Annotated in this window: 14 protein-coding genes, 3 tRNA genes and 1 pseudogene; 11 read left to right on the plus strand and 7 right to left on the minus strand. The window is 64.7% G+C overall.

Annotated features, from left to right (window positions below; translation table 11 throughout):
- Positions 1-3: 3 nt before the first annotated feature.
- The 5 genes from treZ to E5Z01_RS02995 all read left to right on the plus strand — a co-directional run bounded on the left by treZ (position 4) and on the right by E5Z01_RS02995 (position 6,683).
- On the plus strand, positions 4-1,809 hold the full coding sequence (gene treZ, locus E5Z01_RS02975; RefSeq protein ID WP_135228007.1) for a malto-oligosyltrehalose trehalohydrolase: 1,806 nt from the start codon (positions 4-6) through the stop codon (positions 1,807-1,809).
- Complete coding sequence (treY, locus tag E5Z01_RS02980) at positions 1,806-4,667, plus strand: malto-oligosyltrehalose synthase (RefSeq protein WP_135228008.1); 2,862 nt, start codon at positions 1,806-1,808, stop codon at positions 4,665-4,667. Before treZ ends, treY begins: the two co-directional genes overlap by 4 nt.
- A 128-nt stretch (positions 4,668-4,795) precedes the next feature.
- Positions 4,796-4,869: transfer RNA gene (locus E5Z01_RS02985), tRNA-Cys, on the plus strand.
- 30 nt (positions 4,870-4,899) lie between these two features.
- A tRNA-Val gene (locus tag E5Z01_RS02990) sits at positions 4,900-4,974 on the plus strand.
- Positions 4,975-5,561: 587 nt separating this feature from the next.
- On the plus strand, positions 5,562-6,683 hold the full coding sequence (locus E5Z01_RS02995) for a branched-chain amino acid ABC transporter substrate-binding protein (RefSeq protein ID WP_167757742.1): 1,122 nt from the start codon (positions 5,562-5,564) through the stop codon (positions 6,681-6,683).
- A gap of 432 nt (positions 6,684-7,115) precedes the next feature.
- Here the strand turns inward: E5Z01_RS02995 and E5Z01_RS03000 are convergent, their stop codons facing one another.
- Together E5Z01_RS03000 and E5Z01_RS03005 are read right to left on the minus strand one after the other, a co-directional pair.
- Positions 7,116-9,563 carry an EAL domain-containing protein gene (locus E5Z01_RS03000; RefSeq protein WP_135228010.1) on the minus strand — a complete coding sequence of 816 codons (2,448 nt, stop codon included), beginning with the start codon at positions 9,561-9,563 and terminating at the stop codon, positions 7,116-7,118.
- A gap of 282 nt (positions 9,564-9,845) precedes the next feature.
- Positions 9,846-9,919, minus strand: a tRNA-Gln gene (locus E5Z01_RS03005).
- 246 nt (positions 9,920-10,165) lie between these two features.
- On the opposite strand from E5Z01_RS03005, the gene E5Z01_RS03010 reads away from it, so the two are divergent.
- Positions 10,166-11,890, plus strand: a complete 1,725-nt coding sequence (locus tag E5Z01_RS03010; protein WP_135228011.1) for a 30S ribosomal protein S1 — start codon at positions 10,166-10,168, stop codon at positions 11,888-11,890.
- A 54-nt stretch (positions 11,891-11,944) separates the two neighbouring features.
- Here the strand turns inward: E5Z01_RS03010 and E5Z01_RS20300 are convergent.
- The 4 genes and pseudogenes from E5Z01_RS20300 to rsmA all read right to left on the minus strand — a co-directional run bounded on the left by E5Z01_RS20300 (position 11,945) and on the right by rsmA (position 15,880).
- Positions 11,945-12,982: pseudogene (locus tag E5Z01_RS20300) on the minus strand (GGDEF domain-containing protein).
- A gap of 207 nt (positions 12,983-13,189) precedes the next feature.
- Positions 13,190-13,807, minus strand: a complete 618-nt coding sequence (locus E5Z01_RS03025) for a thymidine kinase (RefSeq protein ID WP_135228014.1) — start codon at positions 13,805-13,807, stop codon at positions 13,190-13,192.
- 200 nt (positions 13,808-14,007) lie between these two features.
- Positions 14,008-14,940 (minus strand): carbohydrate kinase family protein, encoded by a 933-nt coding sequence (locus tag E5Z01_RS03030; RefSeq protein ID WP_119762761.1) that lies wholly within the window; start codon positions 14,938-14,940, stop codon positions 14,008-14,010.
- Between the two features lie 97 nt (positions 14,941-15,037).
- Positions 15,038-15,880, minus strand: a complete 843-nt coding sequence (rsmA, locus tag E5Z01_RS03035; protein ID WP_119762763.1) for a 16S rRNA (adenine(1518)-N(6)/adenine(1519)-N(6))-dimethyltransferase RsmA — start codon at positions 15,878-15,880, stop codon at positions 15,038-15,040.
- Positions 15,881-15,986: 106 nt separating this feature from the next.
- On the opposite strand from rsmA, the gene E5Z01_RS19385 reads away from it, so the two are divergent.
- The 3 genes from E5Z01_RS19385 to E5Z01_RS03050 are packed head-to-tail and all read left to right on the plus strand — an operon-like array spanning position 15,987 to position 19,124.
- Complete coding sequence (locus E5Z01_RS19385) at positions 15,987-16,865, plus strand: tetratricopeptide repeat protein (protein WP_167757744.1); 879 nt, start codon at positions 15,987-15,989, stop codon at positions 16,863-16,865.
- A gap of 3 nt (positions 16,866-16,868) precedes the next feature.
- The gene (locus tag E5Z01_RS03045) at positions 16,869-18,404 is read left to right on the plus strand and encodes an NAD(P)H-hydrate dehydratase (RefSeq protein WP_135228015.1); all 1,536 of its coding nucleotides are present in this window, start codon (positions 16,869-16,871) and stop codon (positions 18,402-18,404) included.
- Between the two features lie 18 nt (positions 18,405-18,422).
- Positions 18,423-19,124, plus strand: coding sequence for a DUF4388 domain-containing protein (locus tag E5Z01_RS03050; protein ID WP_135228016.1), 702 nt, complete (start codon positions 18,423-18,425; stop codon positions 19,122-19,124).
- A 30-nt stretch (positions 19,125-19,154) separates the two neighbouring features.
- Here the strand turns inward: E5Z01_RS03050 and E5Z01_RS03055 are convergent, their stop codons facing one another.
- Complete coding sequence (locus E5Z01_RS03055) at positions 19,155-19,646, minus strand: DUF456 domain-containing protein (protein WP_135228017.1); 492 nt, start codon at positions 19,644-19,646, stop codon at positions 19,155-19,157.
- A gap of 131 nt (positions 19,647-19,777) precedes the next feature.
- On the opposite strand from E5Z01_RS03055, the gene E5Z01_RS03060 reads away from it, so the two are divergent.
- Complete coding sequence (locus E5Z01_RS03060) at positions 19,778-20,068, plus strand: nucleoside triphosphate pyrophosphohydrolase (protein WP_135228018.1); 291 nt, start codon at positions 19,778-19,780, stop codon at positions 20,066-20,068.
- A gap of 125 nt (positions 20,069-20,193) precedes the next feature.
- Positions 20,194-21,375, plus strand: coding sequence for a thiolase family protein (locus tag E5Z01_RS03065; protein WP_135228019.1), 1,182 nt, complete (start codon positions 20,194-20,196; stop codon positions 21,373-21,375).

The raw sequence follows: 21,375 nt of genomic DNA on the forward strand, positions 1-21,375 counted from the left end.
TTCATGACTCAGGAAATTTTGACGGTTGAATCGGACATGCTCGCCTCGCGCCTGGGGGCTCATCCCCTGCCGGACGGTTCCGGCGTGCGCTTCCGCACCTGGACGACAGAAGCGCAGAAGGTGGCGGTACGCATCGGTGGGCAGCTTTACCCGATGGAAGCGCAGGGCGACGGGATTTTTGAAGCGCTTCTGAATGTCCCGCTGGGAACGAAGTATTTCTTCGATCTGGATGGTGTGGCCCGCCCGGACCCGTATGCCCGGTTCCTGCCGGACGGCGTTCACCGCGAGGCGGAAGTGGTGAACCTGCACGCCTACCCGTGGCGCAACACAGACTGGCGCGGCCTGAAACTGGAGGACTGCATTTTTTACGAGCTGCACGTGGGATCGTTCACGCCGCAAGGCACCTACCGGGCAGCCATGGAGAAACTGCCGTACCTGAAGGAACTGGGCATCACGGCCCTTCAGCTGATGCCGGTGGCGTCGTTTGCCGGGCAACGCGGCTGGGGGTACGACGGCACAGCGCTGTACGCCCCCCACGCGCCGTACGGGCGGCCCGAGGACTTGATGGCCCTGGTGGACGCCGCGCACGGGCTGGGGCTGGGCGTGTTTCTGGACGTGGTGTACAACCACTTCGGGCCGGACGGGAATTACCTGACGTGCTACAGCCCGCGCTACTTCACCAGCCGGTTTTCCAGCGCCTGGGGGGAGGGACTGGATTACGCCGAGCCGCACATGCGGCGATACATCACCGGAAATGCGCGCATGTGGCTGCGGGATTACCACCTCGACGGCCTGCGCCTGGACGCCACGCAGGCCATGCCAGACGACAGCCCGGTGCATATCCTGCGCGAGCTGGCAGGCGAGGTGCACAAACTGCGGGGCACCCACCTGCTGCTGGCCGAGGATTACCGCAACCTGCCGGAAATGGTCACCGAGCACCACCTCGACGGCATCTGGATCGACGATTTTCATCACGAGATGCGCGTGACCCTGACCGGGGACAAGGACGGCTACTACCAGCCGTACAGTGGCGGCGCGGCGGCGCTGGCGAACGCCGTGAACCGGGGCTGGGTCTTCGAGGGCCAGTGGTGGCCGCTGGAGGACAGGCCGCGCGGCAAGCCCGCCGACACGCTGGAGGCGCCCAGCCTCGTGTACTTCATTCAGAACCACGATCAGGTGGGCAACCGCGCCATCGGTGACCGGATTCATCACCTGAGTCACGTCTCCCCCGCCCTGTTCCGGGGGGCCAGTACGCTGCTGCTGACGCTGCCCATGACGCCGCTGATCTTCATGGGGCAGGAGTGGGCCGCCAGCACGCCCTTTCCCTTTTTCAGCGACCACCACGGCGAACTGGGGAAACTGGTCAGCGAGGGCCGCAAAAAGGAATTCGAGGGCTTCTCGGGCTTCATGGGTGAAGATGTCCTCGACCCGCAGGACGAAGCGACCTTCCAGCAGGCGAAACTGCGCTGGGACGAAGCTGAAAGCGGCGAGCACGGCCAGACCCTGCGCCTTTACCGCACGCTGACCCGCCTGCGCCAGACTGACCCGGTGCTGAGAAACCGCAGCCGCCAGCACCTCAGCGCCGGCAGCCTGGGCAACGACCTGCTGTGGGTCAAGACTGAAACGGCCGCCGGCCAGCGCGTGCTGCTGTGGAACGTCGGAACGGCCGACCTCAAACTGGATTCCCTGCCCCTGCCTTTTGGGCTGCCGCAAGACGTGGTGTTCTACAGCGAAGCCGACGGCCAGTCCAGCGGGTTTCCCCCCGAACTTCCCGCCGGTCATGCCTTGCTGCTGGGAACGACGGCATGACAGGCACCCTGGCGCAATCCACCGTCCACGTTCCACAGTCCACCTACCGCCTGCAACTGAACGCCGACTTCAACTTCGCGGCGGCCCGGCGGGTGCTGCCTTACCTGAAGCGCCTGGGCGTGTCGGACGTGTACCTGTCGCCTATCTGGGCCAGTTCGCCGGGCAGTGGGCACGGGTACGACGTGACCGATCACAGCGTGGTGAACCCGGAACTGGGCGGGGTAAAGGGCTTGCACAAGCTCTCGGCGGCCGCCCGGGAACTGGGGCTGGGGCTCATCGTGGATTTCGTGCCCAACCACATGGGCATTCAGGGTGGTCACAACCCCTACTGGGAGGACGTGCTGCGGCACGGTCAGGCCAGCCGCTTCGCGCACTTCTTCGATATCGCCTGGCATCCCCTGAAGCGGGCGCTGGACGGCAAAGTCCTGCTGCCGGTGCTGGGCGACCAGTACGGGCGCGTGCTGGAGCGCGGCGAACTGAAGCTGGAGTTGCGCGGCAACGAATTTGTGCTGTGCTACTGGGAGCGCCAGCTCCCCGTGTCCCCGCGCAGCCTCGCGCCGCTGCTGGGAAGCGTGCTGGAGGGCCTGCCTCCCCGCGTGGACGACCTGGCGCGTGCGGAACTGGCGAGCATTGCCCGCAGCGTGCAGAACCTGCCGCGCAGCACCGCCGAGCACCTCTCCGACGACGACCGCCTCAGCCGCGCGCAGGAAGCGGACGTGATCGCCCACCGTCTGGGGCAACTGATGGACTCGTCCAGACCCATCTGCGCGGCCATCAGCGCCACGCTGAACGCCATCAACGCCGATCCGGTGCGGCTGGACGCCCTGATCACCGAGCAGAATTATCGCCTGGCCTACTGGAAAGTCGCCGCCGAGGAGATCAATTACCGCCGCTTTTTCGACATCAACGACCTGGCTGCCCTGCGCATGGAAGACCCGCGCGTGTTCGAGTGGGCGCACGCCACGCTTTTTCAACTGCTGAAAGATGGTGTGGTGCAGGGCGTCCGGCTCGATCACACCGATGGGCTGTACGACCCGGCGGGGTACTTTCAGGCCTTGCAGGAGGGCGCAGCGCAGGTACTCGGTTCTGCGGCCAGTATTGGGGCTGCCGAGGAGCCGGGTGAAGCCCCCACTCCCCCGCTTCCTCTGTACGTGGTGGCCGAGAAAATCCTTGAACCGGGCGAGCACCTGCCCGACAACTGGGCGGTTCACGGCACGACCGGCTACGACTTTCTGGCGCAGTTGAGCGGCGTGTTCGTGGACGCCGCCAGCGAGGACGAGTTGAGCAGCATCTACCGCCGCTTCACGGGCGACCGGGACGAGTACCCGGCGCACCTGTACCGGGGCAAGCTGCTGATTCAGCGCGTGAGTTTGCCCGGTGAGGTGAACGTGCTGGCCGAGCGCCTCGTCACGCTGGCCGAGCATGACCGCCTGGCGCGCGATTTCACGCTGTCCACCCTGCGCGGCGCGATCCGGCAGGTGATTGCTTCGTTCCCCGTGTACCGCACCTACATCCGCGAGAACGGCGAACGTGAACCGGGCGACGACGCGAAGATTGCCTGGGCCATCGCCGAGGCCAAACGCCACAACCGTCAGGACGGCCAGCCGCTCGACCCCTCCGTCTTCGATTTCCTGCAGCGCGTCCTGACGCTGGAAGCCGAGGACGAAGCGACCCGCGAGCGGTATGCGAACTTCGCCATGAAGTTCCAGCAGCTCACTGGCCCGGTCACCGCCAAAGGAGCGGAGGACACCGCGTTCTACCGCTACGCCCGCCTGCTCTCGCTGAACGAGGTGGGCAGCGACCCCGCGCACTTCGGGACACCTGTGAAAGCTTTCCACGCGCTGGCCCGCGAACGGGCCGGGAAATGGCCGCACGCCATGCTGGCCGCCAGCACCCACGACACCAAACGTGGCGAGGACACCCGCGCCCGCATCAGCGTGTTAAGCGAGCTTCCGCAGACCTGGGCGGCGTTCCTGAGCCAGTGGTCGGCACTGTTCCGGGACTTGCAGACGCGCACGCCGGACGGGCTCCTTCCCTCTCAGCTGGATATTTACACGCTCCTGCAAAATGCGCTGGGCGCCTTCCCCCTGAATGGCGACCTGACGGCTTTCCCGGACCGGTTGAGTGCCTACATGCTCAAAGCTGCCCGCGAGGCGAAACTCCGCACCAGCTGGGCTGCCCCCGACAGCGAGTACGAAGCGGCGCTGGAAAGCTTTACCCGCGCCCTGCTGACGCACAGGGCCTTCATGGCGAGTCTGCGTGAGTTGCACGAACGGCTGAGCCCCTACGGCGCCCAGAACAGCCTGAGCGCGGCGCTGGTGCGCCTGACCGCTCCTGGCGTGCCGGACACGTATCAAGGCTGCGAGGGCTGGAACCAGAGCCTGGTTGACCCCGACAACCGCCGCCCGGTGGGTTACGCCAGTCGTGGACGCATTCTCACCCGGCTGGAGCACCGGCTTGACCTGGCACTGGCCCGGCAATTCCTGGAGAAATACGAGAACGGCGCCGTGAAAACCCTGGTGACCTGGGCCGCCCTGCAAGCCCGCCGGACGTCTCCAGATCTGTTTCAGTACGGTACTTACGCGCCCATCGAGGCTGGAAAATACCTGCTGGCCTTCGCCCGGCAATGGGAAGAGCAGAGCGTGGTCACGGTCGCGCCGCGCCTCACGTTGTCCCTGACAAAAGAGAAAACGTCGTGGGCCTACGGGGAAGTGTGGGGCAACCGGACGCTCACACTGCCGAAATCAGGCGTTTACAAAAATCTCCTGACGGGTGAAACCCTTCGCGCCAGAAGCACGAAGATCCCTGTGGCGAAGGTGTTGGAAAACTTCCCACTTGCTTTACTTGTGCAGGGCTAAGCGTCTGGATGGGCCTCTGGATGGATGGGTTTACAGTTTGGAAAGGGCGTGCTAACATTCCTTCCGCTGGCGAGGAAAAGACCTGTCCAGCCCCCGCGAGGGACAGCAGAAACCCGCGTGCAGGGTGCGGCGCTGTAGCCAAGTGGTAAGGCAGAGGTCTGCAAAACCTCCACCACCGGTTCGAGTCCGGTCAGCGCCTCCAATATACCTACCCCGTCCAGATGGACACCATAGAACCGTAGCTCAGGGGTAGAGCACTACCTTGACACGGTAGGGGTCAGGGGTTCAAATCCCCTCGGTTCTACCAGTAGAAACTCCCGCTCAGTCGGGGGTTTTTCTTTTTGGCTTTTTCGTGATGTTGGCCTTTCATAGCGACCACCACATCTCCTGGGTTTTCAAAAGGGACGGAGAGGGTCTTCGTCCTCAAGTTTCCGGGTGACGCTGACTTGGCTGTGGCCCAGGCATTTCGTGACCACTCGCAGGTCAAGGCCCTGGGCGATGGCTGACAGAGGTGTGACGCAGGTTATGCGTGCGAATCCACCAATGACATCGGCGCCTACTCATCCTGGGAGTGCGCATGGTAGCCCTGTGGCCCACGAACATGCCGTGCGCCTTAATGTAGACGACGCCGCGCTTGATGCCGCTCCAGCACAAGCATTACAGCTCTGCCATGCTCAGCAGTTATCCCTGCATCAAGGCAGGGAGGCCCTCTGAGTCGAGAAAATCCAGGCGTGTTCCATTTGCTCTGAACCCCTGCCCGTGAATCTCGGGGAATGGCCGCAGTGTCCTGCGACAGGACATAACCTTCGTAATAAATCTGTGAGCGCTGACCATTTACGCTGAGCTATGTCCAAATATACCAAACGGCGGCTGGTTTTTCCCTTCATGGCGTTAATGCTGGGTCAGGCGGCAGCCACGCCACTCAAGGTCGCCGTGGTTGGCCCCCTCAGTGGCGACCAGTCGGCTTTTGGTAAAGCCATGCAGCAAGGCGCAGAACTGGCAGTGAGCTTCAAACGCAAAGCGTTCGCTGCAATGGGATACGACTTGATACTGGTGCCTTTCGATGACCAGGCCAGCGCCACCCGAGCAAGTGGAATCGCCGACAAGATCACTGCCGACCCCGCCATCCTGGGTGTCATTGGTGCCTACAACTCCAGTGTCAGCAACGTCCTGGCCGGCGCCTTCGAACCCAGCGGACTGGCCATCATCTCGCCTGGCAGCACGAACGATAAGCTCACCCAGAACGGCTGGAAGCACTTTAGTCGCGTGGTCGCGCCGGACGGCGCCCAGGGAACCGCCGCCGCCGATCTCCTGCGGGAAAAACAGGTCAAACGTGTGGCCGTCATTTCGGACAACACCACCTATGGCAATGGGCTGATGAAAATCACTGAAACGGCTTTAAAGGACAGCTCGATTGCCGTGCCTGTAGCGCTTGGCGCAGGAACGCCCGAGCAGATCAACAGCGCCGTGAAAGCCATCAAGAAAGCCAACGTCGACGCCGTGTATTTCGGCGGAACTTATGATGTGGGTGCTGTCCTGCTCAAGAGCTTACGGGCCGCTGGCGTAAAGGGGTTTTTCCTGGGTGCAGACGGACTGGACACGGCTGATTACCTGAAAGCAGCGCGGCACGATGCCGTGCGGACTTCCTACACGACCGTGTTCGGTCTACAGGAAGATGAAAGATCCTCGCAAAGCTTCGTCAAGCTCTATCAGACGGCCTACAAGACGAAACCTGATGGTCTGGCCGCTTTCTCATTTGACGCCATGAACGTCCTGTTGAATGCCCTTGAACAATCCATGGCAGAGCAAAAGTGGCCCAGCAGAGCGCAGGTGGCGGCCGCCGTTCGCCAGATTGATTTGCCCGCATGTAAGCCCAGCGAGTTCGGCTGTCAGAACATCACCGGCCCGATCAGTTTCAACACCTATGGCGAACGTACCCGTGCGCGCATCTTCATTATGGAAGTCAGTCCACAACTGAGGCCCAGCATCCTCAAAGCCTTGACCATCCGGCAGTAGCTTCTCCGTCTTCAGACGTCAGGTCAACCCCACCTTCGATATCGCCGGCCAGATCAGGCACCTGCACATTCAGGAGGTCGTCCTCCTTCAGGTGTCTGGCTCGCGGTGGAAACACCGCCACCTGACTTGCCATCCGATGCGGCAGGCTCGGACGTGCGGGCAGGGCAAAGAGTGCTGTTCAGAGCGGCCGCCGGGGCACTCCGGACAGCACTTCGTGAACCTGTAACCCCGGTGAGCGTCTGCCCGAGGAGCCTCCTGGGCACAAGAAGTTCTCTTGACTTGTGTCCTGCACGGGGTACATCCGTGGGTACGCTACACTCCAGCGGCCGCACCACCCTAACCGGGCAAGGCCACCAAAGTCCAGCTCGTGTGGCGCTAGACCACCCGGCCTGACCCATAGCCGCGTCACAAGACACTGCGCGCGCTGAGTCTCTAATCCACGGGCGAGGTTGCCGTGCTGTCCCCAAGGTGGGCTTCAATGTCTCGCGGCGGCAGGGGCCGGGCCAGAAGAAAGCCCTGAATGCTGTCACAGCCCAGTTCCCCCAGGAGGGCCATCTGCCCGGAGGATTCTACTCCCTCGGCGGTGACGAGCATGTTCAGGCCGTGGGCCAGGTTGATCACCACGCTGATGAACACCTCGCTGGGTTCCTTTTGCGCGCCCTGATCGTGCATGAAGGAGCGGTCTATTTTGAGGATATCGATGGGCAGGCTCCGCAGCATGCTGACGCTGCTCTGGCCGGTACCGAAATCGTCCAGGGCGATCCGCACCCCCAGCGCCTTGAGGTGAGTAAACAGCTGCGACGCTGCCCCGGCATTGCTCAGGACACTGCTCTCGCTCAGTTCGAGAATCAGGCGGTGCGGATCGAGGCCAGAGAGTTCCAGGGCTTTCTGAACTGCCGGGAGAAAGCTGGGGTGTTCGAACTGGAGGGCGCTGATATTCACACTGATGGTCAGACCACGGGTATTCGCGCCCCAGACCGCCGCCTGACGACAGGCTTCCTGCAAAACCCATTCGCCCAGCGGCACAATCAATTCGCTGTCCTCGGCAATCCCGAGGAACGCTCCAGGGGGCAGCAGACCGCGAGTCGGATGCTGCCAGCGCACCAGCGCCTCATAGCCCACCAGTACGCGTGTCTGAACATCGAACTGGCCCTGATAATGCAGCACAAATTCATTGCGGGCCAGGCCTTCGCGAAGGTCGCGCTCGACATCCACACGCTCCGCCGTTTCCTCAGTCATGGTCGGCTGGAAGGTTTGCACGCCGTTCTTGCCCTCGTGCTTGACGCGGTACATGGCAATGTCGGCGTTTTTCTGGAGCGTCGTGACGTCGCGGCCGTCGTGCGGGGCCACCGCCACGCCGATGGAGCCGGTCACGTGCAGCGTGTGCCCCCCGACCTCGACTGGCCGGATCAACTCATTCAGAATCTTGTGCGCCACCCGTTCAGCGTCCTGAGCCGACCGGATCTGGCGCAGCACGACCGTGAATTCGTCGCCCCCCATGCGGGCCACCAGGTCACTGGAGCGCACCACATGGGTCAGCCGGCGCCCCACCTCCTTGAGCAGTTCATCTCCGACATCGTGTCCCAGCGTGTCATTGACCTGTTTGAAACGGTCCAGGTCGATAAACAGCAGTCCGAAGAGGCCCTGGTCGAGGGTCTGTAACTCGCGCTCGACTTCATGCTGGAAATGGGCACGGTTGGCCAGGCCAGTCAGGGCGTCGTGGGTCGCGCGGTAGGCCAGGGCCTCCTGAGCGGCCTGGAGGGCGGTGTTGGCCTGGGCCAGCTCATTGCTGCGGCGCCGCTCGTGTTCGGCCTCGCGGCGCAGAATTTCCACCTGAATCTGTGCACCCAGCACCTTGGCTTTTCGCTCCACGGCCTCGGTATGCAGTTCACGGTCCAGGGCCTGGTAAAGCTGTGAATGTTCGTAGGCCTGCTGCCACTCCTCGCGGGCCGCGTACAGCCGGCTCAGGTGCAGCAGCACCGACCGTTGCAGCGGCCTGATGTCGTAGCGCCGGGCTTCCTCCAGCGCGAGTTCCAACTGCTCCTGGGCCGGGCCGAGCTGTCCGAGTTGCAAGAGGGCCTGGCCGGCGAACATACGGGCATACACCACGTACTGCCGGTCGTCGACCTCCAGCGCCAGCGGCAGCAGTTCCTCGGCCTGACGGGCCGCTTCGGCCACCTCACCCGTATCGATCAGGCAGGGCAAGATCCAGGTGCGCAGCACCACCTCGTGCTGACGGACGTGCAGTTCCTGGAGGGTGGGGAGATACCCACTGGCCAGCGCCAGGGCTTCCTCCGGGGAGCCCACGTGGTAATAGCAGAGCACCGTATTGATGAGCGCCGAGGAGTACGCGTGCGGCGACTTGCTTTGCTGGGCCAGCTTCATGACTTCCTGAAACACTTCGAGTGCCAGGGGATAGTCACCAAGGTCGATATGGACTAGACCCACGTTATTGAGCACCCGGGCGCGGTCTTCCACGTCCCCACGGGCCTGAGCCAGCGCCAGGCTGGTCTGGTAGTGTTCCATCGCTTCGCCGTAATGGCCAAGGGCCACCGCGCAGTTGCCCCGGCTGTTCTCGATCCGGGCCGTGAGGAGGTCGTCCTGCACCAGATCGGCGGCGGCCTGGGCCTTGGCCAGGGTGTCCAGGGCCGTCTGATACTCCGAGCGGAAATAGGAGGTCGCGCTCAGGAAAATCAAGGCCAGCGCCTCGCTGCGGGCGTCTCCCAGCCGAAAGGCCAGGGCCTGCGCCTCGCGCAGAAGCTGCTCTGCGCGCGCGACATCGGCCACGACCAGCGGTTCGGCGGTTCTCAGCAGTTCCTGGAGCCGAGACACCTGCGCTTCATCGGTGGAGGGGACAGAGGGCAGCGATTCCTCGGACATAAGATCATGCTAGAGCAAAGGATCTTACCCAGTTCTTTTCGAACCGTCGTCCAAACGTCCATCTGCGGCAAGCCGAACTGTGACGACCGGCCCAGCAATTTCACTTTCCCTGGGCGAAGCGTTCGGGTCTACTCGGGCAACAAATGCTGAAGAACCCAGGAACTCCAGCTTTCAGTGCGGCCAGGAACGGTCAGAAAACAGGCCCAGCGGGTCGTCTCTCATCAAGCCGCGCAGAAACGAAGTAGAAACGAAAAAGCCCCGCCTGTCGGCGGGGTTTCTCATTGGCTGGGGCACAAGGACTCGAACCTTGATTAACGGTGTCAGAGACCGTCGTCCTGCCATTAGACGATGCCCCACCAGGCACAGCACACTGGCGCGGGAAAGTATATGCACAGCGAATCAGCGGCGTCAAGTCCGGCGTTCAGGCCCGGCACTGCTGAACTCCGTTCAACGGCGTCCTTGAAAGCCTCTAATCGACTTGCCCCCCCTGATTCATTTCTGTTACACTAAGGTGTTGCCGCGCCGTTTCAAAACGGGTAGGTATCAGGATCAGGCGAACGAGGAGCACGCCAAGTGCGCCCGCGCCAGGAGGACAGGAGTTCATGGAAGAGAACACTCAGACCCCCGCCCAGCAGGGTGGGACTCAGCCCACGACGGGCAACGCCGCCCCCACCGACAACACGCCCAGCACCGGCGCCGAGGAGCGTCAGAGCCAGGAGCGCGAGTACCCGGCCATGACCATGGAGGACATCCTCGCCAGTGAAGCGGCGCAGGAGCACCAGAACGTCTCACGTGGCGACATCGTGGACGGCACCGTGGTGTTTATCGGTCAGGACGGCATTGCGGTGGATATCGGCGCGAAGGTCGAAGGCGTCATTCCCCTGAATCAGCTCGGGGAAGAGCCGGTGACCGTGGAGCAGGCCCAGGAGATGTACAAGCCCGGTGACGCCATCGAGGCGTACGTCGTGCGCGTCGACCTGCCCAACAGCCAGATTGTGCTGAGCAAGAAACGTGCCGAGCAGGACAAGGGCTGGCGCGTTCTGGAAAAAATGCAGGAAAACGACGAGGCTTTCGAAGTCGACGTCCTCGAAAAAGTGCGTGGCGGTCTGGTCGCCCAGGTGGAAGGCATTCGCGCTTTCCTGCCCGCCAGCCAGGTGGACACCCGCCGCGTGAATGAGCTCGACCCCTACGTGGGCAAGCCCCTGCAGGTCAAGCTCATTGAGCTGAACCGCAAGCGCAACCGCGTGATCATCAGCCACCGCGCCATCATGGAGGCCGAGAAGGCCAAGGCCCGCGAGGCGACGGTCGGTCAGCTCACCCCCGGCAGTGAGTTTGAGGGTGAAGTGGTGGAAATCACCGACTTCGGCGTGTTCGTGAACCTCGGCGGTATCGACGGCCTGGTGCACCGCAGCGAACTGACATTCGGGCGTTTCAACCACCCCCGTGACGTCGTGAAGGTCGGCGAAACGGTCAAGGTTCAGGTCATCGACGTGGACGAGGGCCGTGAGCGCATCAACCTCAGCATGAAGTCCCTGACCCAAGACCCCTGGGAAGGTGCGGTGGATCGTTACAGCATCGGCCAGAAGGTCAAGGGCAAGGTCACGAACCTTACCAACTTCGGCGCGTTCATTGAGCTGGAGCCCGGCCTGGAAGGTCTGGTGCACGTCAGCGAGATGAGCTGGACGAAGCGTGTGCGTCACCCCAACGAAGTGATGAAGGAAGGCGACGAGGTCGAGGCCGTGATCCTGCGCATCGACCCCAAGGAGCGCCGCATCTCGCTGGGTATTCGTCAGACCACCGACGATCCCTGGAGCGCGCTGCCTGACCGCTACCCGCCCGGCACGCCCGTCAAGGGCAAGATCACCGGCATGACCGACTTCGGTGTGTTCATGGAGATCGAGGAAGGCATCGAGGGCCTGATCCACATCAGCGAACTCGACCTGAACCGCGTCAACAACCCCGCTGACCTGTTCAAGAAGGGCGACGAGATCGAAGCCATGATCCTGAACATCGACCCGGTGGAACAGCGCGCCAGCCTCAGCCGTCGCCGTTTCCTGGGTGGCGGTGCCCCCGCCCCGCAGCAGGGCGGCAACCGCGACTACGTCAGCCAGGGTGGCGGTGCACGCAGCGACCGTTACAGCAGTGGCGGCAGTGGCGGGCAGCGCGGCGGCCGTGGTGGACGCCAGGGCGGCGCCGACTACAACTACAACGCCAAGGACGCCCAGCAGGGCGGCAAGATCAGCACCAAACTCGGTGACGTGTACGCGGATCTGTTCGCGCAGTTTGGCCTGAGCAACGATAAGAAAGACGAGAAGACCGAAGAGTAACCCGTTTCGCTCTTTAACAACCGCCTCCCCGTGGGGCGGTTGTCTTTTTGTCGATTACGGCTGGGCGGCGATGAGCTGGTGAGCGCTGTGCTGAATGCAGTTGCGGCCCAGCGCCTTGGCCTCGTAAAGGGCCATATCTGCCCGGCGCAGCAATTCGTCCGAAGACTCAGCGGGGAGTCGCCGGGCCACGCCGAAACTGGCGGTCACCCCAGAGACCTCGCCCACCTTCAGGCCAGGCAGCCGCTCCCGGAAGTGCTCGAGCACGCGCGTGATGTCTGGCCCAGGCAAAACCGGCAGAATCAGCAGGAATTCCTCGCCGCCCCAGCGGGCGCACATTGTGCCGTCCGGCATCACGCGCTGGGCCTACTGCACCACGCTGCGCAGCACCGCGTCTCCCGCCGCGTGCCCGTGCCGGTCGTTGATGCTCTTGAAGTGATCCAGATCAAAAAGGGCCACCGTGAAGTCCTGACTGCTCTGTTGCAGCGTCAGCAAGTGCTCCTCACCGGCGCGGCGGTTGGCGGTTCCGGTCAGGGCGTCCTGGTAGGCGGCCAGTTGCCTGGCCATCATCAGGAGGTGCCGCCGCCCCATCACGAACTGCATGAAAATCATGGTGAGACTCACCATCACGAATTGCAGCGTGGACGCCAGCAGGGTTGCGTCCTGCCGCAGCGTCGGGTTGCCCGCCAGGTGGCCGGCCGTGATCAGCATGGACAGGCCGAAGATGCTGAGGCTGAACCGGAAGGCCCGCTGCGGTCGAAAGTACAGGAAAGCCGCCGCATAGAGCGGGGCAAACCAGTAAGTGTTCTGGCTGAGCATATGATGCACCGGCGCGAACACCCGGAACTGCTGGTTCAGCGCCAGCAGGAAGTAAACGGCGTAAACGGCGAACAGCACGATCTGGGCCACGTTCAGCCGCACCCACCCCCGGTACACCCCGAAAATCAGCGCCAGCCACAACGCCGCGATGCCCGGCAGCATCAGGAGGTCGAGCGGGTCGAAGTCCGTCCGTTCGAACCACAGGGCCGCCGCGCTGGCCAGCACGCCAACCCCGGCGGTCATAGTGAACAGTTGGCGAGAGTCGCTGTGAGTCATGTTGTGTACCGCAAATTGAGCGGGATGTGAGGGATTTTTATTGTAAACCGTTTTTAAGAGGCGCCGACGCCCCGCGCTGTACGACCCCTGGAGATTAAAGAGCAGCTGTTCAGGAAAAAGAGGCGGCCTCGTCTGATACCGGAAGAAAACGCCGGGAGCGCGGTCAGGAGGTTCCTCGCGGGATATGGGGTCTATGCGCGTACGGGCTCAGGCTGTGGACAACCCGATGTCATGGTGAATGCGGCAGCGCGCCTCGTAACTCTCCTGAGCGCCCACCAGCACCACCGGATCGTCGAACAGCGCCGGTTGTCCGGCAATCAGACGCTGCGAACGCGTGGCCGGGGCGCCACACACCGTGCAGATGGCCGTGAGTTTCTCCACGCTTTCTGCGCGTGCCAGGAGCTCCGGCACTGGGCCGAACGGCTCGGCGCGGAAATCCATGTCCAGCCCCGCCAGGATCACGCGCACGCCCCGCTCGGCCAGTTCCAGCACCAGCGGAATCAGTTGCGGCCCAAAAAACTGCGCCTCGTCAATGCCCACCACGTCTACACCCTCGGGTTCGGCGCTCAGCAGTTGGCCCTCACCGCTCAGCCGCGCCCGGATGGCCTGCACGTCCGGCACCGCCACCGCCTCGATGCTGCGCCCCGCATGACTCGCCACCTGCGTGGCGTGGTAGCGGTCATCTAGCGCCGGCTTGAACACCGCCACCCGCTGCCTGGCAATGACCGCCCGCGTGACCCGGCGGATCAACTCTTCACTTTTACCACTGAACATGGGGCCGACGATCACCTCAAGGTGACCACCGGCATAAGGAGACTTGAGCACAGGAAATTATGGCAGAGGCCTGAAAAACAGAGAAGGGACAGTCACCGCCGCGCCAGATATCGGAGTCCATATCACCAATTTGACCGGTTCAGCCACTCCTCCTGGCAGCACTCCTGGAATGGTGAACGCTACCGGTTGGAATCGAAACCATGAAAAAACTGCCCCGCTGGGAGGCAGTTTCTGGGATTCCAGGAGCAGGGTTACTGCTTGAGGATGTTGTCCAGGTCGGTGGGGGTGATTTCCTGGCTCTGTGCGCCCACGGCGGTGGACGCCAGGGCTCCGGCGGCGTTGGCAGCGCGCGCGGCCTGGGCGAGGGTCTGGCCTTGCAGGATGGCGTGGGCGAAGGCGGCGGTGAAGGTGTCGCCCGCGCCGGTGCTGTCGATGACAGGTTTTTCAGGGCGAATAGAGTCGACCAGCTCGGTGTCCTCGGGCGTCCAGACGACGCTGCCCATCTTGCCGACCTTCACGGCGACCTGGCTGACGCCGGCTTCGCCCAGCTTGGCGAGGGCGTTGCTGAGGCTGTTCGTGGCGGTCAGGGCCAGCAGTTCGTGCTGGTTGAGGGTCAGGTAATCCGCGCCGACCACGTCCTGAAGAAGCTTGGTGCCGACCTTGTTGACGGCTCCGGTGCCCAGGTCGATGAACACCGGGACGGGTTTCTTGGCCGCTTTCGCCAGTTCGATGGCTTTCAGGGCGTAGTCGCGCTGTGGCCCTTCGGTGAGGCTGTAGCCGCTGATGATCAGGGCGTCGACGCTTTCCACGTCTTTTTTCTTCAGTTTGGCCGGGTCGAGCTGGCGGTTGGCCGCCCCGTCGCTGATCATGGCGCGTTCCCCGTCGGGGGTCTGCATGACCGTGATGGTGCTGGTCAGGTATTCGGGGTCGGTCTGAACGGCGCTTTCGGACACGCCGCTTTCGCGCACCTGCGCCAGCGCGACCTGCGCGAAGGGGTCTTCGCCGACGCGGGCCGCCAGGGTGACGGTGTGGCCCAGCCGGGCCAGGGTGACGCTGATGGTGCCGCCTGCGCCGCCGGGCTGCATGGTGGAGCGTCGGGGGGCGATCTCCGCGCCGGGGGTGGGCAGGTGGTCGAGATGATAAAGGTGGTCAACGGTAACGTCGCCTATGACGTAGAACTTCACGAGAACATCCTCCGGAAAGGGGTCACTCCAGGCCCTGGAATTCGGTGGCTTGCGGGGGCGGAGCGGTGAGGGTACGCACGGGTTTTGCAGCGCCTGCTTACCGTATCACGTCCAGGTGGTGTGCCATGGACACCAATTCGGGGAGGGGGATGTCCTCTGCCCGGATGTCTGGACGTAACCCCACGCGGCCCAGCGCCGCATCGATGGCTTCGGGCGCATGCCCCACCAGGCGCAGGTTGTTGCGCAGGGTTTTGCGGCGGTGGTGCAGGGCCGCGTCGATAAAGGCAATCAGTTCTGTCTGGGGTTGCGGGCGGGCGCGGTCGAAGTCGAGGCGCACCACGCTGCTGGTCACGTCTGGCGCGGGGAAAAAAGCCCCTTTGGGTACGTCGCGGACGTGCGTCACGCTGCCGTATAGGGCCGCCAGGGCGCTCAGGAACCCGTAGGCGTCCTGGCCGGGCCGGGCGGCCAGGCGCTGCCCCACTTCCTTTTGCACCAGCACCGTGGCCGAAAGGATGCCGGGCGCAGCCATGAAACGCGACAGCAGCAGCCCGGTGATGTAGTACGGCAGGTTGGCGATCACCCGGGTGCCGGCGGGCAGGGAAGCGTAATCGAAGTCGAGCGCGTCACCCCACACGACCTGCACGTCCGTGCCGGCCAGCGTTTCGGCGAGCACCGGGCGCAGCCGTTCGTCTTTTTCCAGCGCCGTGACCCGCGCGCCGCGTAACGCCATTTCGCGCGTCAGCACGCCCAGGCCCGGCCCGACCTCCAGCACGTCGACGCCCGGCGCCGCCCCGCCCGCCTCGGCGATGGCCCGCAGGATGTTACCGTCGATCAGGAAATTCTGCCCCAGGCTCTTGGTGGGGCGCAGGCCGTGGGTGCTGAGCAGTTCGCGCACGCGGGCCGGGGAGTACAGAGGGGGGGCGGCAACAGGATCAGTCACAGGGAAACTCCAGGGAAAGGGCGCGCTACGCTTTTGGCCGGTGCCCCCGCGCCCTTTGTGGTTTGGGGCCGAGAAGCGGGCCTGAGCGCGTCAGTATACTGCCGGCATGACCGATCCCGCCCATCCCTCCAGCAGCGTGGGGAACGCCGTGGATGACCTGCCATCCAGTGTTCCCGCCGGGCCGGGCAGCGCCGAACTGCCCAGCTGGCAGTCTTTTGCCCGGCAGCACGACTGGTCGCGGGCCCAGACGGTGGCGTCGCTGAAGGAGCCGGGGGGGACACTTCACGCCGCCTTACAGTCGGTTTCGGCGCTTCAGGAGGACGTGCGGGCCCGCAAGTACTTCGGCGCTCGCCGCGCCCTGAGCGTCCTCCAGATCACCCTGAAGGAGCTGGAGCAGCAGCGTCAGGGGGAAGCGGCCCTGCTGCATACCCTGGTCACGCCGGAGCAGCTGGGCCGCGCCCTGAGCGCGCTGGAGACGGTCAATGGCGAGGTTGACCCGGAGGTGCTGCACGCCAGACTGGCCGAAGCCGAAACCCACCCGCTGACCCGCGCCGAGGCCCTGAACGCCCTGGGGGTGCTGCACGCCCTGCGCGGCGAAGCGGACGCCGCGAAAAGCCATTTCGGTGAGGCGCTGGCGCACGATCCCGGGCATTACCGGGCGCGCATGAACCTGGGGAACCTGGCGCTGGAGGCCGGCGACGCCGCAGCGGCCGAGCAGGAATACCGCGCCGTGCTGAAACTGGCGCCGCAGTACGACGGCGCGCACCACAACCTGGGGGTGGCGCTGCGGCGGCAGGGCAAGGTGTACGAGTCGGTGGGTTCCATCCGCCGGGCGCAGCGCCTGAACGTGCGGCGCACGCAGCAGGAGACGCGCGAGGAAATGAAGGAGAAAATGCAGAGCGATCCGGCGATGCGCCGCATGCGGAACATCATGATTGCCGTGCTGGTCGCGGTGTTTCTCCTGATTCTGCTGCTGAGCCGCTAGGTCATGACGCCAGAGAGGCTGCGGCCGGAAGTGGTGCTGTCCCCGGCAGGCGTGAGGGCCATCGATGCCCGGCTGGAACGCGCGGGCCTGCTGGATCTGGCGATGGAGGAAGCCGGGCGGGCCGCAGCGGACGCCATCCAGCTTTTTTTTCCAGTGGGGCAGGTGCTGCTGCTGGCGGGCAGCGGGGCCAACGGCGGGGACGCACTGGTGGCGGCGCGGCACTTGCATGCGCTGGGGCGGGCCGTGACCGTGCTGGCGCTGCCGGCCCAGCACCCCCTGACCCGCCTCAACCGCCGCCGATTGAAAGCGGTCGGGGTCGAGGTCGGCCGCCTGAGTGCGGCGCCCCTACGCCGCGCCCTGCGTGAGAGTCAGGGGGTGATCGACGGCCTGCTGGGCACCGGCTTCAGGCCCCCACTGCGGCCCGCGTTGCAGGAACTGGTCAGGCTGGTGAACGCCTCCGGGCAGCCGGTGATCGCGCTCGACCTGCCCACCGGCCTGGACGCCGGCAGCGCGGCGGTCACGGGTGAACCGGTACAGGCCAGCGTGACGGTCACCTTCAGCGGCCTGAAGCCCGCGCTGCTGTACGGCCCGGCAGCCCACTACGCGGGGCAGGTGCAGCTGGCCGACCTGCGCCTGCCGCCCGGCTGGGCGCTGGCCGAAGCCCTGGCGACCCGGCCGGCGGCTGCCGAAGTGGCGGGGCTGTTGCCGGTGCGTTTCGCGGACGCGCACAAGGGCACGGCGGGGCACGTGTGGGTGATCGGCGGGCATCCGGGAATGGTCGGAGCCGCCGCCCTGGCTGGCTGGGCCGCCCTGAGAAGCGGGGCGGGCCTGGTCACGGTGCATTCCGAGGCGCCGGTGCCGCTGGTCACGCCGGAACTGATGATCCGGCAGCACGCCTCCCTGCTGGGGGCGCTGCGGGACACCGCGCCGGCCAGTCGCCCGCAGGCGCTGTGCGTGGGCATGGGCCTGGGGCCCCAGGCCGAGGACGCGGCGCGTCTGGTGCTGGCCTGGCAACGGCCCACCGTGCTGGACGCCGACGCCCTGCAACCCTCCCTGGCCGGCGCGGGGCACGCGCAGTGCATCTGGACACCGCACCCCGGCGAGGCTGCCCGCCTGCTGGGCACGAACACCCCGGACGTGACCCGCGACCCCATTCAGGCGGCCCGCGCCCTTCAGGAGCGGCTGGGCGGCGTGGTCATCCTGAAGGGCGGGCCAAGCACCATCGCGGCGCCGGACGGTATACGGGTCAGCCGGGGCGGACACCCCGGTATGGCCAGCGCCGGAATGGGCGACACCCTCTCCGGGGTGCTGGCGGCGCTGCTGGGCCAGGGCTTAAGTGCCGGCGAGGCCGCGCTGGCCGGCACAGCGCTGCATGCCCGCGCGGGCGAACTGGCCGGGCAGCAGCATGGGTACGGGCTGAGCGCCACGGACGTCATAGAACAACTGGGCCGTGCCTGGCAGAGCCTGGTGCTGGCGGACAATACCGCCCCCACCCCCAAAGGGCGGCACGACATCATTGAAGGCAACGTCATAAAATGAACTAAACTGAGCCCGTTCATGCAGGGTTTGCTCTCTGATCTTCCCCTTCTCGGCCTGCTGGAACTGATCCACGCGACCCGGCAGACTGGCGTGCTGGAGGTCGAGAGTGACCTGCCTTTCACCATTGCCTTCCAGCAGGGCCAGATCGTTTCCGGTGGAATTCTGGACTGGCTGGGCACCGACGCCCTGCACAGTTGCTCGCTGCTGCCCACCCGGGGAAAGTTTCAGTTCCGGCAGCGCGGCGTGACCGGGCAGCCGCTGGCGCCTTACGACATGTTCACCACCGAGTGGGCCAGGGTCAGCGACGAGTGGGCGGAGGTTTGCACGTACATCGGCAGTCCCAGCCGCCTGTTCAGCGGGGACTTGCCCCTCTTCAACGAGCATGGGGGCCGCAGCATTCGCGCCGCTGCCCGCAAAAGCAACCGCCCGCTGCTGGAACTGTCGCAGCAGGTCGCCGAGGACGTCCGGAGCCGCCGGCTGCGCCCCACCAACCGGTTCGCGTGGTTCGGCCTGCTGATCAATCCCGATTCGCAGTACGCCACCGATCACCCGGTAACGCTGCTGCTCGACGGGGAGCGCAACCTGGGCGAGATCGTCGACCTGGCGCAGGACGTGAATATCGTGCGCGAGTATCTGCTGCAGGCCATTCAGAGCGGCCTGCGCTTTCAGGGCAGCGGCTGGGTGCTGCGCGACCTGATCTGGGAAAATCAGTACGCGTAAAAAGACCGGGGCGGAAAAGCGGCTGCTTCCTTACCGGCCCCAGAAGTGCCACAGACCGTACAGGCCGATCAGAACGTGCAGCGCCAGTTTGGCCGCGATCCCCGAGAGCAGGCCGACCAAGGTGCCCCAGGCAGAGGCCAGCGCCTCGTTTAAGGGTTTGCGCTCGAACAGCAGTTCGGCAATCAGTGCCCCCGCCACCGGGCCAATCAGCAGGTTGAAAGGCGGCAGTGGAATAAAGAACGACAGCAGCCCGCCCAGCAGGGCACCCCACATGCCCGCCTTGCTGCCCCCGAATTTGCGGGCTCCCCACGAGGCCGCCAGGTTGTCGACGACCAGGGCCAGAATTGCCACCAGCCCGAAAGTCAGGAGCACGGTCAGATCCTGCGCGGCCTGATACCCGTCCATCAGAACCGCCACCAGCGCCCCCGCGAAAATGATCAGGGTGGCCGGCACCACCGGCAGGAACGTGCATATCACGCCTACCAGCCACACCACCAGAAAAACGAGAAAAGGCCAGGTCATTCTGAAAGCAGCATACGTGCCCAGACTCAAGTCGGTTCCCACAGCTGAGTCCGTCACCAGGCCCGACCTGGGCAGGGACCTCTGGCGCACGGCGTCAACCAGATTCGGAAACCACCCTGTACCCTGAGGACATGGGCAAACTCATCCGCGACCGCATTCCCGAACTGCTGGGCGACCAGGCCGGCACGCACCGTCCCCTTGACGACGACGCCTTCGAGACCGCGCTGCGCCAGAAACTTCAGGAGGAAGTGCAGGAGTACCTGGAGGGCGGCGAGGTCATGGAACTCGCGGACATTCTGGAGGTCGTGTACGCGCTGGCGAAACTGGACGGCGTCACCGAAAGCCAACTCGATTACTTCCGCGCCGAGAAAGCCAGAGACCGTGGCGCTTTCGAGCAGAGGTTGTACTGGGAAGGGGAATGAGTGGAGGGGGCTGTACTGTGAGGATTGGGCTGTGAGGACTGTGCCGTCAGGAGTGGGCCGTCAGGAGTGGGCCGTCACGCCCTCAGTTCCTAACACCCGTTAGGCCCTTCCCGTAAACTAAACGTATGTCGAAAGCTGTGATTGTGGCGGCGTCCCGCACGCCGACGGGGAAATTTTTGGGTGCACTCGCTGACGTGAAAGCCGTGGATCTGGGGGCCATCACCCTGGCCGAAACGCTGAAACGCAGCGGCGCCCCGGCTGAACTGGTCGAGGAAGTCATCATGGGGCAGGTCGTGCAGGCCGGCTGCGGCCAGAACCCGGCGCGGCAGGCGGCCCTGAAAGCTGGCCTGAGCCACGAGGTCGGCGCGCTGACCATCAACAAGGTGTGCGGCAGCGGCCTGAAAGCCGTGATTCTGGCCGCGCAGAGCATCCGGGCCGGGGATCAGCACGCCGTTCTGGCGGGCGGCATGGAAAGCATGAGCAACGCTCCCCACCTGCTGCCAGGGGCCAGGAAGGGTTACCGCCTGGGCCACCAGACGGTGCTGGACGCCAACACTCACGACGGCCTGTGGTGCTCCATCAACGACGAGGGCATGGGCCTGACCGGCGAGCGCGTGGCCGAGAAGTACAGTATCGGGCGCGAGGAACAGGACGCCTACGCGATGGGCAGCCATCAGAAAGCCGTTTCCGCGCAGCAGGAAGGCCGCTTCAAAGACGAAATCGTTCCCGTGACGGTGAAGGGCCGCAAGGGTGACGTGGTCGTGGATACCGATGAAGGCCCCCGCAGTGACACCAGCGAGGAAACCCTCGGCAAACTGAAACCTGCCTTCAAGAAGGAGGGCAGCGTCACCGCCGGGAATGCCCCCGGGCTCAACGACGGTGCCGCCAGCCTGATGGTCGTCAGCGAGGAATTCGCCCAGGCGCACGGCCTGACGCCCATTGCGGAAATCATCGACTACGCCACGGGCGGCCTGGCCCCCGAATGGGTCATGATGACGCCCGTGCCCGCCACCCAGAAACTCCTGCAGAAACTCGGCTGGCAGGCCGGCGACGTCGACCTGTGGGAACTAAATGAAGCCTTCAGCGTGCAGAGCCTCGCCGTGAGCCGCGAACTGGGTCTGGACGCGGCCCGCGTGAACGTGAACGGCGGCGCGGTCGCACTGGGCCACCCCATCGGCGCGAGCGGCGCACGCATTCTGGTCACGCTGCTGAGCGCCCTGAAGCAGCAGGACAAGGAAACCGGCATTGCCACCCTGTGCATGGGCGGCGGCAACGGCCTCGCCCTGGCTGTGAAACGGTTAGGCTAA

It is taken from the genome of Deinococcus fonticola, assembly GCF_004634215.1.
GTDB classification, from domain to species: domain Bacteria; phylum Deinococcota; class Deinococci; order Deinococcales; family Deinococcaceae; genus Deinococcus; species Deinococcus fonticola.

Excerpts from the sequence above, each read along its gene's own strand:
- treZ (WP_135228007.1), top strand. The coding sequence starts at position 4 with ATGACTCAGGAAATTTTGACGGTTGAATCGGACATGCTCGCCTCGCGC.
- treY (WP_135228008.1), top strand. The coding sequence starts at position 1,806 with ATGACAGGCACCCTGGCGCAATCCACCGTCCACGTTCCACAGTCCACC.
- E5Z01_RS02995 (WP_167757742.1), top strand. The coding sequence starts at position 5,562 with ATGCTGGGTCAGGCGGCAGCCACGCCACTCAAGGTCGCCGTGGTTGGC.
- E5Z01_RS03000 (WP_135228010.1), bottom strand. The coding sequence starts at position 9,563 with ATGTCCGAGGAATCGCTGCCCTCTGTCCCCTCCACCGATGAAGCGCAG.
- E5Z01_RS03010 (WP_135228011.1), top strand. The coding sequence starts at position 10,166 with ATGGAAGAGAACACTCAGACCCCCGCCCAGCAGGGTGGGACTCAGCCC.
- E5Z01_RS19385 (WP_167757744.1), top strand. The coding sequence starts at position 15,987 with ATGACCGATCCCGCCCATCCCTCCAGCAGCGTGGGGAACGCCGTGGAT.
- E5Z01_RS03045 (WP_135228015.1), top strand. The coding sequence starts at position 16,869 with ATGACGCCAGAGAGGCTGCGGCCGGAAGTGGTGCTGTCCCCGGCAGGC.
- E5Z01_RS03050 (WP_135228016.1), top strand. The coding sequence starts at position 18,423 with ATGCAGGGTTTGCTCTCTGATCTTCCCCTTCTCGGCCTGCTGGAACTG.
- E5Z01_RS03055 (WP_135228017.1), bottom strand. The coding sequence starts at position 19,646 with ATGACCTGGCCTTTTCTCGTTTTTCTGGTGGTGTGGCTGGTAGGCGTG.
- E5Z01_RS03060 (WP_135228018.1), top strand. The coding sequence starts at position 19,778 with ATGGGCAAACTCATCCGCGACCGCATTCCCGAACTGCTGGGCGACCAG.
- E5Z01_RS03065 (WP_135228019.1), top strand. The coding sequence starts at position 20,194 with ATGTCGAAAGCTGTGATTGTGGCGGCGTCCCGCACGCCGACGGGGAAA.